The sequence below is a fragment of the Corynebacterium sp. HMSC073D01 genome (genome assembly GCF_001815555.1).
Taxonomy (GTDB): Bacteria; Actinomycetota; Actinomycetes; order Mycobacteriales; family Mycobacteriaceae; genus Corynebacterium; species Corynebacterium glucuronolyticum.
Window position 1 is genome coordinate 200,039 of sequence record NZ_KV821013.1, and the last position, 15,479, is coordinate 215,517.

General features: G+C 60.5%; 14 protein-coding genes. 13 read left to right on the forward strand and 1 reads right to left on the reverse strand.

Features of this window, described 5'->3' with window-relative positions; all coding sequences use genetic code 11:
• The first annotated feature begins 26 nt into the window (after nt 1-26).
• From arc to HMPREF3044_RS01100, 9 genes are all read left to right on the forward strand, one after another.
• Nucleotides 27-1,637, forward strand: coding sequence for a proteasome ATPase (gene arc / locus HMPREF3044_RS01060; protein WP_005390090.1), 1,611 nt, complete (start codon nt 27-29; stop codon nt 1,635-1,637).
• Nucleotides 1,638-1,718: 81 nt separating this feature from the next.
• Nucleotides 1,719-3,263, forward strand: coding sequence for a depupylase/deamidase Dop (gene dop / locus HMPREF3044_RS01065; RefSeq protein ID WP_005390092.1), 1,545 nt, complete (start codon nt 1,719-1,721; stop codon nt 3,261-3,263).
• 109 nt (nt 3,264-3,372) lie between these two features.
• A complete protein-coding gene (locus tag HMPREF3044_RS01070) occupies nt 3,373-3,558 on the forward strand; it encodes a ubiquitin-like protein Pup (RefSeq protein ID WP_005390094.1) in 186 nt (61 codons plus the stop codon).
• 5 nt (nt 3,559-3,563) lie between these two features.
• Nucleotides 3,564-4,994: a Pup--protein ligase gene (pafA, locus tag HMPREF3044_RS01075; RefSeq protein ID WP_005390095.1), complete on the forward strand. Its 1,431-nt coding sequence runs from the start codon at nt 3,564-3,566 to the stop codon at nt 4,992-4,994.
• Nucleotides 4,979-5,953 carry a helix-turn-helix transcriptional regulator gene (locus tag HMPREF3044_RS01080; RefSeq protein ID WP_005393924.1) on the forward strand — a complete coding sequence of 325 codons (975 nt, stop codon included), beginning with the start codon at nt 4,979-4,981 and terminating at the stop codon, nt 5,951-5,953. Before pafA ends, HMPREF3044_RS01080 begins: the two co-directional genes overlap by 16 nt.
• Nucleotides 5,937-6,932 (forward strand): helix-turn-helix transcriptional regulator, encoded by a 996-nt coding sequence (locus HMPREF3044_RS01085; protein ID WP_005393922.1) that lies wholly within the window; start codon nt 5,937-5,939, stop codon nt 6,930-6,932. Before HMPREF3044_RS01080 ends, HMPREF3044_RS01085 begins: the two co-directional genes overlap by 17 nt.
• Nucleotides 6,933-6,954: 22 nt before the next feature.
• The gene (tatA, locus tag HMPREF3044_RS01090) at nt 6,955-7,209 is read left to right on the forward strand and encodes a Sec-independent protein translocase subunit TatA (protein WP_005390098.1); all 255 of its coding nucleotides are present in this window, start codon (nt 6,955-6,957) and stop codon (nt 7,207-7,209) included.
• Nucleotides 7,210-7,234: 25 nt separating this feature from the next.
• The gene (gene tatC, locus HMPREF3044_RS01095) at nt 7,235-8,311 is read left to right on the forward strand and encodes a twin-arginine translocase subunit TatC (RefSeq protein WP_005390099.1); all 1,077 of its coding nucleotides are present in this window, start codon (nt 7,235-7,237) and stop codon (nt 8,309-8,311) included.
• Between the two features lie 42 nt (nt 8,312-8,353).
• Nucleotides 8,354-11,008 (forward strand): DEAD/DEAH box helicase, encoded by a 2,655-nt coding sequence (locus HMPREF3044_RS01100; RefSeq protein ID WP_005393920.1) that lies wholly within the window; start codon nt 8,354-8,356, stop codon nt 11,006-11,008.
• Here HMPREF3044_RS01100 and HMPREF3044_RS01105 read toward each other — a convergent pair.
• The gene (locus HMPREF3044_RS01105) at nt 11,005-11,658 is read right to left on the reverse strand and encodes a trypsin-like serine protease (protein ID WP_231286060.1); all 654 of its coding nucleotides are present in this window, start codon (nt 11,656-11,658) and stop codon (nt 11,005-11,007) included. The two genes, HMPREF3044_RS01100 and HMPREF3044_RS01105, sit on opposite strands and share 4 nt — an antisense overlap.
• On the opposite strand from HMPREF3044_RS01105, the gene HMPREF3044_RS01110 reads away from it, so the two are divergent.
• From HMPREF3044_RS01110 to HMPREF3044_RS01125, 4 genes are read left to right on the forward strand one after another with little or no spacing between them, the layout of a single operon-like run.
• Complete coding sequence (locus HMPREF3044_RS01110; RefSeq protein WP_201839246.1) at nt 11,657-12,769, forward strand: M24 family metallopeptidase; 1,113 nt, start codon at nt 11,657-11,659, stop codon at nt 12,767-12,769. The genes HMPREF3044_RS01105 and HMPREF3044_RS01110 overlap by 2 nt on opposite strands.
• Complete coding sequence (locus tag HMPREF3044_RS01115) at nt 12,766-13,959, forward strand: bifunctional cobalt-precorrin-7 (C(5))-methyltransferase/cobalt-precorrin-6B (C(15))-methyltransferase (protein ID WP_005390103.1); 1,194 nt, start codon at nt 12,766-12,768, stop codon at nt 13,957-13,959. Before HMPREF3044_RS01110 ends, HMPREF3044_RS01115 begins: the two co-directional genes overlap by 4 nt.
• A gap of 3 nt (nt 13,960-13,962) precedes the next feature.
• Entirely contained in the window at nt 13,963-14,736 is a 774-nt protein-coding gene (gene cobM, locus HMPREF3044_RS01120; protein WP_005393917.1) for a precorrin-4 C(11)-methyltransferase, read from the forward strand.
• The gene (locus tag HMPREF3044_RS01125; protein ID WP_005390112.1) at nt 14,724-15,446 is read left to right on the forward strand and encodes a cobalt-precorrin-6A reductase; all 723 of its coding nucleotides are present in this window, start codon (nt 14,724-14,726) and stop codon (nt 15,444-15,446) included. Before cobM ends, HMPREF3044_RS01125 begins: the two co-directional genes overlap by 13 nt.
• Nucleotides 15,447-15,479 lie beyond the last annotated feature (33 nt).

Genomic DNA, 15,479 nt, shown 5'->3' on the forward strand with positions numbered 1-15,479 from the left:
CAGTTGAACACTGTAAAGTCAAGGACATGACTTCTGCACCGAATTCCTCCGGGTCCGTGCACCCGTCGCCCAAGTCCGAAGCCGTGGCTGCGGATACTCAGAAGCGTCGAGAAGCTGATCAGCGGCGACGAGACGCCGACTACGCCCGGCTCGTCCGCCAGAACCGAGATCTGGGGGCGCGGAACCAGAAGCTTGTGGAGCTCCTCAAAGCCTCACGGGACAAGCTGCAGACCTTGTACGGAGAGCTCGAAGAGCTCTCCACACCGCCGTCGACCTATGGCACCTACCTCGGCACGAACGAGCCCGGCTACTCCGCCGAGATCTTCACCGGGAACCGCCAGATGAGGGTCATGGTTTCCCCAAGCGTCGACCAGTCCGACTTGGAACCAGGCATGCGCGTGCGGCTTGCAGAGGGCAACATCATCGTCGACACAGCCGGCTACACCACATCCGGAGAGCTCGCCACGATGGTGGAACGAATCGGTGCTGATCGCGCCCTCATCGTCTCAGTGACAGGGGACAAGTCCGTTGTCACACTTGCCGGGCCGATTCGTGGGCAGGCAGAAGCCGGCGACACGTTGCTGGTCAACCTCAAGGTTGGCTACGCCTTCGAGGTCGTCCCCGTAACGGAAATGAACCGCCTTAACCTGCAGGAAATTCCTGATGTCACCTATGACGATATCGGTGGCCTGGACGCACAAATTGAGGCCATTAAGGATGCTGTTGAGCTGCCCTTCCTTCACCCGGAGTTGTACAAGGCCTACGACTTGCGTCCGCCTAAAGGCGTGCTCCTGTACGGTCCTCCAGGCTGTGGCAAGACGCTCATCGCCAAAGCTGTGGCAAACTCCCTCGCAAGCCGCATCGGGGGGCAGGAGTCGAGCTACTTCCTGTCCATCAAGGGACCAGAGCTACTCAACAAATTCGTCGGCGAAACTGAGCGCCAGATCCGCGTCGTGTTCGAGCAAGCACGAGATGTTGCCGAAGCCGGTAGGCCAGTCATCATCTTCTTCGATGAGATGGAATCTATTTTCCGTACTCGTGGGTCCGGCGTGAGCTCCGATATGGAGACCACCGTTGTCCCGCAGCTTTTGGCTGAGCTTGACGGGGTGGAGTCGCTGTCCAACGTGATTATCATCGGTGCGACCAACCGAGAGGAGCTTATCGATCCGGCGATCCTGCGCCCGGGTCGCCTCGACGTAAAAATCCGCATCGATCGACCCGACCGTGCTGGTGCCGTCGACATTTTCTCTCGCTATATCACCGACGAGCTGCCGCTGGCTGAGCCCGCCGAGGCGCTCATCGACTACGCCGTGAACCTCATGTTTTCCCAAACCCCCTACGTAGAGCTCACCTTTGACAACGGGGATTCACACATCCTTTACTACGAAGACTTCATCTCTGGTGCGCAGATCGCCAATGTCGTCGATCGAGCAAAGAAGCAGGCAATTAAGGAGCATTTGGCGAGCCCGGAGAGCACAGGGATTACCCGGCAGATTCTTGCCGAGTCCATTGCTCAGGAACAGCACGAGAGCGAAGACCTCCCGAACACGCAGAGCCCCGACGAGTGGACGAGGATTGCTGCCAAAAGGACAAAGGGCCTGAAAAACCACATTGTCGTCAAGGCCACGCCGCTCTAAAACCGAGCTACCAGTAGGAAACCGACAGAGAGCACTAGTTTAGGCCAGACGAAAAGACAACCGAGTAAAGAAGGAAGAACTGTGGCACGCTTCATCGGAACCGAGACTGAGTACGGCATCGCGACACCGGCGGATCCGTCGCTGTCGCCAATCGTCACGTCGACCCATGCCGTTGTGGCCTATGCCTCCACGACGGACCAATCCAGCGCGCGGTGGGACTTCGCGCAGGAATCGCCTCTACGGGATCAACGAGGTTTCGACCTGCGCCGCTACCACACCGTGCCGGTCATTGATCCCCGCGCGATTGGCGTGGCCAACGTCGTGGTTGACAACGGCGCCCGCTTCTACGTCGACCACGCACACCCCGAATACTCCTCGCCTGAAACAGCCAATGCCCGAGATGCTGTCCTGTACGATGCCGCCGGCGACGTTATTCTCCGCGAGGCCGTGGCAGCAGTCGCTGAACACACCGACCAAGGGCATTCGATCCTGCGTGGCCATGGCCCATGTCCGCCTCTGAAAATCTACAAGAACAACGTGGATGGAAAGGGCGCAAGCTACGGCAGCCACGAAAACTACCTCTACTCGCGCGACACCGACTTCGACATTCTCGCCCAGGCCCTCATTCCGTTCTTCGTCGTCCGCCAGGTGCTCTGTGGTGCCGGACGTGTCGGCTGGGGACAAGAGGGGGAGGAGCGCCCGGACCCGGGCGCGGGAGAAAAACAGCCATGGTTCCAGATCTCCCAGCGTGCAGACTACATCGAGACCACCATCTCACTGGAGACAACGCTCAACCGCGGCATCATCAACACTCGCGATGAGCCCCACACGAGCGATGCCTACGGAAGGCTCCACGTCATCATCGGCGACGCGAATATGAGCCACACGTCGAATCTTCTCAAGGTAGGGACGACGAGCCTCGTGCTGGATGCCATCGAAGACGGTGTGGACTTCAGCGATCTCGCGCTCATCAACCCTGTCGCTGCATGTCATACTGTTTCTCGGGATCTCACCGTCTCTACTCCTTTGCAGCTTGTCGACGGCCGGTCCATGCGCCCCCTCGAACTGTTACGCGAGTATGCCTCGCGTGTCACGCCGACAACCGATACCGACCGTGAAGTCCTGGAGACGTGGGAAAAGGTCATGGATCTCCTTGGCGACGACCCGCTGAAGACAGCCCATCTCCTTGACTGGACTGCCAAGCTCGCACTGTGCCAGGGCTTTGTTTCCCGTGGCGTGCCGTGGACAGACCCCAAGCTCCAGGCCATCGATATCCAGTACACGGATATCGACGAGTCACGCTCGCTCTACCACGCGCTCGTGCGCAAGGGGCGAATGGAGACGCTGTTTAGCGCCGCAGAGATCGCCCGCGCAGCGCACACCCCGCCAGCGGATACACGTGCCTATTTCCGTGGCATGCTCATGCGCCACATGGGTCACTACGTCACGCGGGTGAACTGGGATACGGCCGTGATTGAATCTGCTGGCCATAGGGTTACCGTCCGTTTCGCGGATGTGGACGCGTTCACCGAAGCTGACGTGGCCGACCTTTTCGCGGGAAATAAGGACGTGAACGAATTCATCGCGGAGCTCGTCCGGCGCGCCCCGTCAGCTGAAGCGTTCTAGGTTCACACCGTTGTGAGGGTGAAAGCCCTAGACTGTGAGATGACCGTTTGCCACGCGAAAAGCCTCGTCGTGACAAGAATAGTGATGTACAAGGAAGGGACAATCAACTGTGGATAAGCAGGTATATAGCTCCGGTGGCAAAGACCGCTCTGATGATGGCGACATCGCGGAAGCGGCTGGCCAGGTACAGATCAATACACATGAGGCTGATTCGCTCCTCGATGAGATCGACACTCTGCTCGAGACGGATTCCGAGGAGTTTGTGAAGTCCTACGTGCAAAAGGGCGGACAGTAGAACTCATGGGAGACTTCGATCCGTCCCGCGCCATCACCCGCCGCATCATGGGGATCGAAACCGAGTACGGCATCGCGTGTATTGATGACCGCACAGGTTCAGCGCCCCATGCCGCAGATGAGGTCGCGCGGCTTGCGTTTCGCCCACTTGTCGACGCATATAACTCCACAAACGTGTTCATTTCAAATGCCGGGCGACTGTATCTCGACGTGGGTTCACACCCCGAGTTCGCCACGCCTGAATGCGACAGCCTCAGCCAGCTCGTCACCTACGAGCAGGCCGGAGATCGCATCGTCACGGACCTTGCACAGAAAGCAGAGCGGCGAATCGCTGAATTGGACACCCCCGACGCAGCGGGGGCGGGCGTATACATGTTCAAGAACAATTCCGACTCCGCCGGGAGTTCGTACGGCTGTCACGAAAACTACCTCGTCGGGCGAGACGTATCGGTGAAGAAGCTAGGTGCAATTCTGCTCCCATTCCTCATCACCAGGCAGCTGTTCTGCGGTGCAGGTCGCGTCGCCATCCCGCAGCGGGGCAACCCGGCAACGGAGTTTGGCCCCGGTTTCTGCATCTCCCAGCGCGCCGATTTCATGTGGGAAGGCGTATCCAGCGCCACCACCCGTTCCCGGCCGATGATCAACACACGCGACGAACCGCACGCGGATTCCTCACGCTACCGCAGGCTGCACGTCATCGTTGGCGACTCCAACATCTGTCAGGTCTCGACAGCACTCAAAGTAGGCACGACCCTCCTGCTGCTCGAGATGATCGAGGCGGGAGTAGAACTGCCGACATTTGACATGGTCAACTCCGTGGATTCGATTCGCCGCGTCGCACGCAGCCTCGACGGGTCCCAACTCGTACACATCACCGAGGGCGTGGATGTCTCCGCACTCGATATTCAGCGGCAGTATCACGAGCATGCCTGCGCATGGCTGGAAAAACGGGAGGAGGATCCCGGTGAGCTCACCCGCATCGTCGAGTTGTGGGGGACCATTCTCGATGCCATCGGTTCTGGCAACCTCGATGCCATCGCCCGCGATGTTGACTGGGTGGCCAAGTATCGCCTCCTCCTGGGGCTGAAGGAACGGCACGGGTTGGAGTGGGATAACCCGAAGCTCCGCCACGTCGACCTCATGTACCACGACATCAGGCCCGGCCGAGGCATCGGACCGAAACTTGTGGCGAGGGGACTCCTTAATTCGTGGGTGAACGAGAGCGCAGTGCAGAAGGCGACCACCGTCGCACCAGAAACGACGAGGGCACACTTGCGTGGCACGTTCCTCACGGCAGCGCGACAGGCAGGGATTGACACGTCTGTGGACTGGATGCGTCTAAAGATCCTTCGACCGGAACCTGCTCTCGTTGAACTGAAAGACCCCTTCCAGAACGAGAATCCCGACGTGGAGGAGCTTTTATGTCGAATGAGGTAGCTGAGCACTCGCGACGAACAGAGCGACTCATCAATCTGCTCGCTGTGCTGATCAATTCTGCAGAGCGTCCTCTTTCATCCGCCGAGATTCGTTCCCGAATTCCCGGTTACAACCCGGAAGATAAGCCGGGACGCCAAGCATTGAGCAGGGACTTCGAGGCACTGCGGAAGGTGGGGGTCAACGTCGCGGAAACGTTCGACGGAAACCAGACGCTGTACTCCGTGCAGCAGCAGACTTTTCTGCCCGATGTCGAGTTCACCCCAGAGGAAGCCCATGTGCTGCAGTTGGCAGGCCAGGTGAGCTCCCATCATAAGCTAGGGATTCAAGCCCGCCGGGGGTGGAATAAGCTGGCAGCTTTCGCAACCGATAGGGATCGGGCCGAAACCCTTCCTTTCATTACCCACACCGAGCTGTGGGAAGTTGACTCCACGACGCTGAAAACAGTCCTCAATGCGATAAACAGGAAGCGTGCTCTCGCCCTCGACTACCGTCGCGACCAGCTCGCGCCGACAGAGGAACGCCACCTGGAACCGTGGGGAATAGCCTCACACAATGAGCGACAGTACCTCGTCGGATTCGACACTGACCGCGACGCGATCCGCAGTTTCCGTCTCATCCGGATCCTCGGTGCCGACATCAAGGGGAGCGCAACACACGAGCGACCGGAAGATTTTACGGCTGTCGCCGCCGAAGCTATGCAGAGGCTCCACCCACGCGTGGACGCAGTCGTGTCGGTAGTGCCGGGTGCAGCTCGTGCGTTTGTGGATAGGGGAGAAAGAATCGATGAAGAAACCGTCCGCTTTACATCTATAGACCGCGAGTGGTTGATCCGCAATGCGCTGTCTTATTGCGAATCTGTCACCGTCATCTCCCCGCAGGATGTCCGCGATGACGTGATCGAGCGACTACAGGCAATCGTTGCTAGCGCCTCGGAGGTGCCGCATGAGTCCCAAAAATAAATCTGCTGTTGGTTCCAGCCGGGTGAGCCAGGCACGCGATGAGCTCGTTCGCATGCTCAACGTTTTGCCGTACTTTAGCAGGCACAAGGACAGGACCGTGTTCGAAGCTGCCGCCGATTTTGGTGTCAGCCCGACTCAGATTCGGGAGGATCTTCTCCGCCTCCAGTGCTGTGGAATTGGCACGTACCCCGACGAACTTGTGGCGCTCGAAACCGACCGCGTGAGCGTGTCCATCGAGGACACCCAAGGACTAGACAAGTCTCTACGTTTGACTACAACAGAGGCTATTTCTTTACTCCTCATTCTCGAGTCACTCGAGGGGATTGACGGGCTCATCGACCCGACCGTTGTACAGTCGACCACCGACAAGCTCCGAGAGCTCACCACACGGTCTGCTGCAGCGATCGAATCTCTCCCAGATGCCAACGATGCGGAGACGAGCGGAGCCTTGACAGAGACTGCAAATAAGTTGAAGGAGGCTTTCACTTCTCGTCGAAAGGTGACTTTCAGCTACTACAACCGTTATTCCGATGCGACTACCACGCGTACTGTTGACGCTCTCAAGCTCTTCACCCACGACGGAATAAGCTACCTGTACTGCTATGACAATGATGCGAAAGCGGTACGTACCTTCCGGCTCGACGCTATCTCGGACCTATCCCTTTCGGACGTTCCCAGCAGACTACCGCTTTCAGAGTACGAAAAAGATCTGTCGGAGCCTTTCGATTTCTCCGGCGCAGGCATGACCGGAGCCCTCCGGCTAGCTCCAGATGTTCGTTGGCTTGCCGACGAGTCTCCGATGGACATTGTGGGAGAGCTTCCCGATAAGTGGGCTGCAGCCGAGCTACCACTCGTATCGCCGGATTGGCTTATTCGATTTAGTTTGGCCTATGGCGGTAAGGTAGTTGTGACCAGTCCGGAATCGGTTGCCACCGCAGTCCGGCAACGGGCAGAATCTGCTCTACAGAAATACGTTTAGACCCCTCACATAGGAGAACACCATGAGTCTTGGACCAGCTGAAATCGCCATCATCGTCCTTGTCATCTTGCTACTTTTCGGAGGCAAGAAGCTTCCTGAACTCGCTCGTTCCCTTGGTCGCTCCATGCGCATCATGAAGTCCGAGGTCAAGGAGATGCAAAACGACGAGACCGATAATTCTGCTGCTCCGCAGCAGCAGGCGATTGAACAGCCGCAGCAGCAGTACCAGCAGCCCCAACAGGGCCAGTACGGCAACCCTGCCCAGAACAACCAGTAAATAGAATCAGTTTCCTTTTACATTTATGAGCCAGAAATCACCCGCTAACGACAAGCGCACGCGGAGTCGACGCAAAAAGAAGAAGAACCCCGACGGCACAATGAGCCTCGTTGATCACATCAACGAGCTCCGCCGTCGACTGTTCATCTCGCTCGTCGCTCTCGCGATCAGCACTGTCATCGGGTTCCTGTGGTATCAGCATTCCATCCCCGGAGTGCCTACCCTCGGAGAGATCCTTCGTGGACCATACTGCAGCCTTCCGCCCGAGGTACGCGCGGACTTCTCCGGCGATGGTCACTGCCGCCTCCTGGCAACCGGCCCCTTTGAGATGTTCCTCCTGCGCCTGAAAGTTGGCGCACTAGCGGGGCTCGTTTTCTCCTCGCCCGTCTGGCTCTCCCAAATCTGGGGCTTCATCACCCCCGGCCTGCACAAAAACGAGCGTCGCTGGACGTTTACCTTCGTTTCGCTAGCTGTGACGCTGTTTGTCGCGGGCGCGGTGCTGGCTTACTTCGTTGTCGCCTACGGCCTCAGCTTCCTGCTGACCATCGGCTCCGAGGTCCAAATCACGGCACTTTCCGGCGAGAGGTACTACAACTTCGTTCTCGGACTCCTCGTCATCTTCGGCGTGAGCTTCGAGCTGCCGCTCGTCATCGCGATGCTCAATATCGCCGGCCTTGTCGATTACGAGGATCTCAAGGACAAGCGCTCCTACATCATCGTCGGGCTGTTTGTCTTTGCGGCCTTCATGACCCCCGGCCAGGATCCGGTCTCTATGCTGATCCTCTCCGTGGCTCTCACCATCATCGTCGAGATTTCCATCCAATTCACGCGCATCAACGATAAACGTCGCAAGAAGGAAAGCGAGAAGTGGGGAGACGACGAGGCCTCACCGCTAGACGAGTCCCAAGACGAGATCGCAGCCCCCATTCCGCGTCCAGAGAAGATCGCGAAGCCGATCCCGGTCAATCCCAAGGCTCGCCGGGTGAAAGACTATGCCGGAGGCACTCCCAAGCCACGGGCAGTCCCACGGAACATGGAAGGTGCGGACAAGCGCGGAACCCTTAATAAGCGGGAGCCCGGCGATTTCGACGATGTTCTCTAGCTAGAATTCGCGTCCGAGCTAGTAGTTGGTAGTTTGGGAACTATGACTGATGCGTTTCCTATGCTCGACGAGTTCGCTGCACGCCAGCTCTTCCCCCTCGATGAATTTCAGGTCGACGGCTGCCGCAGTGTAGAAAGCGACCACGGCGTGCTCGTTTGCGCGCCAACTGGTGCCGGCAAAACCATCGTCGGCGAATTCGCTGTCTTCCTTGCCCTGCGCAGGGGGCTGAAGTGCTTCTACACCACGCCAATCAAGGCGCTGTCCAACCAGAAGTACCACGACCTCGTAGACACCTACGGAGAAGAACGCATCGGGCTGCTCACCGGCGATGTTTCCATCAACGGCGGGGCGGATATCGTCGTCATGACGACCGAGGTTCTGCGCAACATGATCTACGCGGATTCGCCCGCACTGGCTCGGCTCGGCTATGTGGTCATGGACGAGGTGCATTACCTTTCGGACCGCGACCGCGGCGCCGTATGGGAGGAGGTCATCCTCAACCTCGACGAGTCCGTCAACATTGTCTCGCTTTCGGCGACGGTATCGAACTCAGAGGAATTTGGTCAGTGGCTCGGGGAGGTCCGGGGCACCACCGATGTCATCGTCTCCGAGGTGCGGCCGGTGCCGCTGACGCAGTACCTGCTCGTCGGGAACCAGCTCTGTCCGCTGTTCAACGCAGATTCCACACGCATCAGTAGCCAAGTTAAGCGCGCGATCTCCCACCAAGGCGAACAGCCAATCGGCTGGGGACAAACCGACCGAGATCGTCGTTATAAGCCTCTGGGCAGGCCAGAGGTGCTACGCCTGCTCGGCGGGGAGGGGATGCTTCCCGCCATTACGTTCATCTTTTCCCGTGCAGGATGTGACGGTGCCGTCGCCCAGTGCCTCGGGGCTCGTCTTGACCTCACAACAGATGAAGACAAGGATTGCATCGCGCAGATCGTCGATGAGGGCGTGGAGGAGATTCCGCCGGAGGATCTCGACGTCCTCGGCTTCAAACGGTGGAAGCTCGCCTGCACCCGGGGATTCGCTGCCCACCACGCTGGTATGCTTCCTGCATTTCGCCACATCGTGGAGAAACTGTTCGTCCAGGGACTGCTGAAGGCGGTGTTCGCCACCGAAACCCTCGCCTTGGGGATCAACATGCCGGCGAAAACGGTGGTGCTCGAGCGCCTGGTGAAGTTTAACGGGGAGGCGCACGTCGACCTCACACCGGGACAGTTCACCCAGCTGACAGGCCGTGCCGGCAGGCGTGGCATCGATACGCAGGGGCGCGCTGTCATGGTCTGGGAGCCGACGATGGATGTCGAAGCCGTGGCCGGACTCGCCTCGACTCGCACGTATCCGCTGGTTTCCACGTTCTCCCCGGGCTATAACATGTCGGTCAACCTGCTGAACACCATCGGCTACGCCAACGCCAAGCACATCATTGAGCGGTCCTTCGCCCAGTATCAGGCGGATAAGTCGGTCGTCGGCAAGGCCCACGAGCTGGAAAAGGCTAGTCGCGCGGTCGAGCAGCTGCACACCCAACTTGAGCAGGCGATCGACGGCCCCGTAGATGAGTTCCTCGAGTACATGCAGCTGCGCGCGGATCTCACCGATGCCGAGCGGAAGGCGAAGAAGGACTTCGTCGTCGAGCGGAACAAGGAGGCCACGGCGGTCCTGGCGAAGCTGCAGAAGGGCGATGTCATCGCGCTTCCAGGGAAGAAGACAACCCTCGCCGTCGTCATTGACCCGGCGCACCGCCGAAACGATCCGCGGCCACAGATCATTCAGCAAGGTGGCTGGAAGGGGAGGGTCTCGCCGGAGGACTTCCCGGTCCCGCCCATTACCGTTGGGCACACGCATCTGCCTCGCCATGGCAGGCTCGGACGGTGGGTGGATAATGAGCTCAAACACGGCCGCTACCCGCGGCCCAAGAAGATTCGTGCGCCCCGTCTGAAGACGAAGAAAGACCCGCAGATCAAGGCGTTGCGGGAGGCGATCCGCACGCATCCGGCCCACAACTGGGAAAACCGCGATGCTTACGCACGGCTCGGTGAGCAGCTCATGCGTGAGGAGCGACGCCGGGATAACTTACAGTCTGCTGTGTCGTCCGCCCGCGAAACTTTGGGCAAGACATTCGACCGTATCCTGGATCTTTTGGCAGAACTCGACTACATCACGCCAGGGGAGAACCCGACTGTCACCGACGAGGGCCAGCGCCTCGCCTTGCTGCACAACGAATCTGATCTCCTCATCGCCTCGTGTCTGAAGCGTGGCATCTGGGACGAGTTGGATCCGGCGGAGCTAGCCGGCGTTGTCTCCATGACCGTGTTCGAAAACCGCAAGGAAGTCCGCGGGCGGGTCGGTGCGCCGACCGAGAGGATGGCCACGGCGATGAACAACACGATGCGCATCTACACCGAGCTTTCCAGTGATGAGCAGCGCCACAAGCTCGCCCTGTCGCGGGAGCCGGAGCCGGGTTTCGCCTTGGCCATGCACCAGTGGGTGGCCGGAGCCCCGCTCGATTACGCATTGGAGGCGGCAGCCGCCAGCGGAGCTGAGCTCACGCCGGGCGATTTTGTCCGCTCGTGCCGGCGGGTCATTGATGTTCTGGAGCAGGTGGCCAAGACGGGGTACACCTCCGACATCACCCGCCACGCGAACCAGGCTATCGACGCTATTCGACGCGGTGTCGTCGCCGTAGGCGATTAGCTCACCGCATGCGCGATGCGTGCCAGGTGCGGACGCACGCAGGCGATCGTCGACAAGCCGGTGTTGACTCTGCAGGGGTTGAACACCAGCGATTGCACGCCGACGATCCGTCCGTCGGCGAGCACGGGGCTGCCTGAATCGCCGAGATGCACTTTCCTGCCCGGGTCCGGGGCGACGAGAGCGCCGGTGCGCACACGGATCCGCATGTGAGTTCCCAGACCGACCACCACCGGCGTGATCACGGTTCCGGGGATCGGCTCCCGAGCGACGGTGAGTACGCGCGTCAGTGGACGCAGGCGGGCAGGAGAAAGGGGCGGGTAGTAGGGGTGGGGATCCGCAGAAAACTTGGCGTTGGTGGTCACCAGGGCAAGGTCTGTACCGGCAAGTTTGTCCACACTCATCGCCCGCCGGTATGTCCCCGTCGCCTCCAGCTTCAGCCGGGTGTCTGCGGCGCTGACGGTGTCAAAGAAGTGCGCCACTGTAAGTACGACAGCCCCCGTGCGGTTGTGCCCGATGACCGAACCCACACATGTCGTTCGACGCGTGGAACCGCCTGACCGGCGGACGGCCGATAACGTGACAAGGTACGGATACACCATGCCCACCAGGGTAGCCGAGGACCGCACTGCGGTGGCTAAAATGACAGGCATGACTGAAACGTTCGACCATTCCGTGTACCAGAGGCGACTCGACCAGGCCCGCGAGACGCTCACTAAGCGTCACCTCGCCGGTGTCATTATTGGCACTGGTCCTGAGCTTGCCTACCTCACCGGCAGCTGGATTTCCTCCCACGAGCGGTTCACCGCCCTGGTCATCGCCGCAGACGGCACTGCTCGTCTTGTCGCCCCAGGCGTGGACAAGGGCGAACTCGGACGCTCCCCGGTGGGACAGATGGATATCGACATTGCTGGCTGGGCGGATGGTGAGGACCCGTACGCGCTCGCCACCGACATTTTCGGTGGCGGCGTGACCGGCCAGGTAGGTATCGGCTCCTCAATCACCGCCGACCACCTGTTTAAGCTCCGCGAGAAACTACCGTCCGCGCAGTTCGTTCTGGCAACGACCGTGCTAAAGGAACTGTTCATGCGCAAGGATCCCGAGGAAATCGAGTGGCTGCGCACGGCGGGGCAAGCAATTGACCAAGTCTTTTACAAGGTACCCGAGCTGCTTGTCGCCGGTCGCACCGAGCGGGAGGTTGCTGCGGACATTGAAAAGCTGATCCTCGAGGGGCACGATGTGGTGGACTTCATCATCGTCGGCTCCGGCCCCAACGGCGCGAACCCACACCACGACTTCTCCGACCGCGTCCTGGAAAAGGGCGATGTCGTCGTCGTCGACCTCGGCGGCACCGTCGGCCCCGGTTACCACTCCGATTGCACGCGCACGTTCGTTGTGCCGGGGGCTGAGCCGAGCGCCGATTACCAGAAGTTCATCCCCGTCCTCCAGCGCGCCCAGGAGGAGGCCGTGAAGGCGATTATGCCGGGAGTAACGGCAGAACACATCGATGCGGTTGCCCGCGACATCATCGCCGAGGCCGGCTATGGCGATGCGTACTTCCACCGGACCGGCCACGGCATTGGCCTGTCCGAGCACGAGGACCCGTTCATCATCGCCGGCAACGATATGCCTCTGGAAGAGGGGATGACCTTCTCCGTCGAGCCCGGCATCTACTTGGAGGGCAACGTCGGCGCCCGCATTGAGGACATCGTCGTGGTCACCGCCGATGGCTGCGAGCGTCTGAACAACACGCCGCGCTCATGATCACCATTGTCGGTATCGGCTGCGACGGTCCGCACGGGATAACCGCCCGCGCCCGGCAGGCGATCTCAACGGCGGATATTCTCGTCGGTGGACAGCGCCATCTGGACATGGTGTCCGCTCTCAATCCGCACGCGGATACGCACACGTGGCCCCGTCCGCTCGCACCCGGCATCGCGCCATTGTTCGGCTCCTTTCCGGCCAGCGCACAGGTCACCGTCCTGGCATCTGGAGATCCGCTTTTCCACGGGGTAGGTACCACTCTTCTTCGTGAGCTTCCCGGCGCAGACTTCACCGTGTATCCCCACGTCTCCTCGGCGACGCTCGCCTGCGCCCGTCTCGGCTGGACGGTGGAGGACACCCCCGTGGTGAGCTTGACCACGAGCCACCCCGACGAGGTTGTGCCGCTTGCGCAAAGCGGTCGCAGATTCTTGGTGCTCGGTACCCCCGGCGCCGTCGCCGCTGCTCTGGGGTCTGACTACGGGAACTCCGCGCTCACTGCTCTCGCCGACCTCGGTGGTACCGAGGAATCCATCACCCACGGTACGGTCGCCGCCCCGCCCGAGCCCGGTTCTTCCCTCGTGGTCACCGCTGTTGAGCCGTCCGGGCCGCAGGAGTCAGCGCTGCCCGGGCTTGTCGACGATCAATTTCTCAATGACGGTCAGCTCACCAAACAGGCGGTGCGCGTCCATGGCGTGACTGCCCTGCGCCCGTTACCCAACCAGCACCTGTGGGACATCGGCGGGGGAGCAGGCTCGATTGCCATCGAATTCTGCCGCTCAACTCCGGGCACCTCGGCACGTGTCTTCGAGAGAAACGAAGAGCGCGCAACCCGGATTGAAGACAATGCACAGCGCCTCGGCGTCTCCCGCCGTGTTTCTGTATCCCGCGGTGATGCCGGAACGTCGATTGCTGGTCTCACTGAACGCCCCGATGCCGTGTTCATTGGCGGTGGGCTCAGCGATAAAGAAATGGTCGATGCCGCCTACGCCGCGCTTGTTCCCGGTGGAAGGATTGTCGCCCACGCAGTCACACTGGAATCCGTCGGCAGGCTCGTGGAGCTGTGCTCACGTTATGGTGGCGAACTGACAAGCGTGGCGATCAGCAAACACCACGCTGTGGGACGTTTTACAACACTGCAACCCGCCCTCCCTGTCATCCAATGGGTGGCGGTCAAAGAGACAGAAAGCTAAACCATGACTGTTTATTTCATCGGCGCCGGCCCCGGTGCCGCTGATCTCCTCACCGTTCGCGCAGATAGGTTGATCCGCAACGCGCGCGTTGTCATGTACGCGGGCTCCATCGTTCCGGAAAGCGTTTTGGAGTCCACGCCGGACGACTGCGAGCTCATCAATACGGCGCGGATGCCCCTCGATTCCATCATGGAGACCATTTCTTCCTACCACGACAAGGGCATTGACGTGCTCCGCCTCCAGTCTGGCGACCCCTCGGTTTATTCCGCCCTTGCTGAGCAGGTGCGGCGTCTTACGGAGCTCGGTATTGACTATGAAGTTGTACCTGGCGTGCCGGCTTTCGCCGCCGCTGCGGCAACACTTGGCCACGAGCTCACGGTTCCCACCGTTGGGCAGACCGTCATCTTGACCCGCGTATCCGGACGCGCATCGAAAATGCCCGCGGGGGAGGACCTTGATACCCTCGGCAAGTCCGGGGCGACGCTCGTCATCCACCTGGCTGCCCATGATGCCCAACGTGTGTCCGATGAGCTCGCACCCAACTACGGCACCGACTGCCCGGTTGCCGTGGTCGCGTACGCGTCACGCGACAATGAGCAAGTGGTACGTACGACCGTCGGAAAGCTACCCCAAGACATCGCCGCAGCAGAGATCACCCGGACCGCCGTCATCATCGTCGGACCCGTGCTTTCCGCCACGCAGTTCCCCGATAGCTTCCTCTACTCCGACGACCGGCCACGCGATGATCACGGAAGGACGATCCCATGCGTGCACTAATCCTCGGCGGCACACGGGAAGCCCGCGACCTCGCGGCTCTCCTTGTCGGTCGCGGCGACTATGTCATCAGCTCACTGGCCGGCAGGGTCAAGGACCCAGCACTGCCCGTGGGCGAGGTGCGCATCGGCGGTTTTGGCGGGCCGGAAGGCCTCACAGAGTGGATTCGTGAGCACTCCATCGATGTCCTCTTCGATGCGACGCACCCCTTCGCCGAAAAAATCTCACAGTCCGCGGCGACGGCGTGCGCGACAACAGGCACCCCCCTCATCCACCTGCACAGGCCGGCGTGGGAAAAACAACCGGGGGAGACCTGGATCGAAGTGTCCTCCATGGACGAAGCGGCTGCCGAATCCGCACGGTTTAGCACCGTTCTGCTCACCATTGGCCGGCAAAAACTTGCCCACTTCGCCGGTTGCGACTCCACCCGCTTCCTCATCCGCTGTGTAGACCCGCCTGAGGTTGCCCTCCCTCCACAGCACGACATCCTCCTGTCCCGCGGACCGTTCACCATCGACGGCGAAAAGGATCTCATCCACTCCAACGGCATAGAGGCACTGGTAACGAAGAACTCCGGCGGGGACCTCACACACGCCAAACTAGAGGCAGCGAGGGACCTGCACATCCCCGTCATCATTGTGCAGCGCCCACCGCTTCCGGCAGAAGGCACCCTCGTACACACGGCTGCGGACGCGATCGCCGCCCTCCCATAGCCGGGGGTAGTGTACCCCCTATTTGTCATGCGA